Below are 1,912 nucleotides of genomic sequence, written 5' to 3'. Positions count from 1 at the left end.
CGAGTACCCCGGCAATCTCACAGTTGTGATACAAATAGGTGCTCTCAAAAATGACACCCGCCAACTCGGCGCAGTGACCGATGATGGCCTGGTTACCCACCGTCGTTTCATCGGCCAGCTTGCAATACTCCTTGATGGTCACACCGTTACCAATAACCACGTTCTCACCGATGATGGCACCGTCTGTTATCTGGCAATGATCGCCGACGATCGCATTACCCTGGAAAATGACCCCGTCGCCAATATGACTGTGCTGACCGATCTTGATGTGTCCGCGTATCACGGCACGGGATGAGACGGTGGCACTTGGTGCTATCTCGCTCGCGCTCAGTTGCTGGCAGCGCTGGCGGTTGAGATAGCCGTTGACCTCCAGAATATTCCAGGGGTAGTCGAGATTGAAACTGGGCTGGTCGCAATGGATAAAGTCGACGGTGACCTGCTGCGCCCAGCCAGCCAGGGCTGACTCCAGAAATTTCTCACTCGAAGGCATCATGCCAACCTGAACATGGTCATAAATGTCAGTTGTGTAAGGCAATGCCGCGCTGAAAAAATCGGCGCTCAGCTTATAGGCGACTATCTCGCAATCGAACCCCTCCCGCCGCGGGTGCGCCAATAGCTTGAAGTCCTGCTCGGCATTGAAACACAGCCGATCGGAGCGCTCCTCGGTACGCAATTTTCTCAGCAAGACGGCGTTGGCAGAGGGGCTATTTACCAGTCGTTCAAGATCCTCAGCCTCAATGAGACAATCCCCGGGGATCACCAGCACCGCATCGGTGACCGGGTTGCGCTGCTGATACGCCAACAAGGCCTCGACGATGTCCTGAGCCCCCGCCACCGAGTGGAGGCTGGTTGCAGACGCTGCCTTATTGTGGTGAAAAAACTGGGCGAATTGGCCTTCATGCTCATCGGCAAGTATTGCCATCTCGTTGACCCCGGCGGCAGCCAAGGCCTGCTGCAACCAGTAGACGATCGGCATATTGCTGACGGCCAGCATGGATTTGCTTCTTATCTCGGTAAATGGCCATAACCTGTTGCCCTTTCCCGCTGTCACCACAATTGCCTGCATGATGCCTTACCCCGTTTTATCGCAGACGTTAAGCCCGATGACTCAACGTCTGCCGCTGACTGACTTAGAAGGAGAGTGCTGCCTTTTCGTCTTCTTCCGGCGTCTCTTGCGTCACCATTTTTTCATTGGCCAGGCAGATGCTGTCCCATTTATTCATGAAGGGGTAATAGATGGCCATGGCTGCCAACAGGTTTATCAGCTGCATCACGGCACCCGAGATATGCCCCCCCGTGGAGAGATAACCACCGATGAAGATGGGGGTTGTCCAAGGCACCGAAATACCCGCCGGCAACGCCACGAGGCCACTGGCCATGCCGATATAGGTCAGGGTCAGGCCCACGACAGGCGCCAGGATGAAGGGAATGACCATGATGGGGTTGAGCACCACAGGCAGACCAAACATGATGGGTTCGGAGATATTGAACAGCGATGAAGGCAGGCCCAGTTTGCCGATGGAGCGGCACTGTTCACTGCGGGCACGGAAGGCCAGCAACAGGACCAGTGCCATCATGCTGCCAGAACCGCCGAAGTTCAGGAAAATGGAGTTGGTTTGATCGGTGATGATGTTTTTGATTTCGGTACCGGCCTGGAAGGCGATCCGGTTCTCATCGGTGAAGACCAGCCAGATGGGCAGCATGATGCTGGAGACGATATTGCTGCCATGGATGCCCACGGCCCACAACGCATGTTCCATCGTGGTGGCCACCAGAGCCCCGATGTAACTGCCGCCAATCAACTTGAGCGGAGCCGTCAGGATGCTCTCGATGATGGTGTGCAAATTGCCAAGATCGGCCGCTTCAATGGCCAGGCGTACCAGCCACAGCGAGGTCAGCACAACGAACGCCG

At 55.9% G+C, this 1,912-nt stretch carries 2 protein-coding genes; both read right to left on the bottom strand.

Going from position 1 to position 1,912, the window contains the following annotated elements:
• A partial coding sequence (locus LG30_RS0107670) for a sugar phosphate nucleotidyltransferase (protein ID WP_033130121.1) occupies window positions 1–1,066 on the bottom strand: 1,066 nt, incomplete at its 3' end.
• A 64-nt stretch (window positions 1,067–1,130) separates the two neighbouring features.
• Window positions 1,131–1,912: PTS sugar transporter subunit IIC (locus LG30_RS0107665; protein ID WP_033130120.1), on the bottom strand; the 782-nt coding region annotated here is incomplete at its 5' end.

Source organism: Aeromonas aquatica (assembly GCF_000764655.1).
GTDB classification, from domain to species: Bacteria; Pseudomonadota; Gammaproteobacteria; order Enterobacterales; family Aeromonadaceae; genus Aeromonas; species Aeromonas aquatica.
Note: the sequence above shows the minus strand (reverse complement) of the source record. Positions and strands in the feature narration are given on the sequence as shown.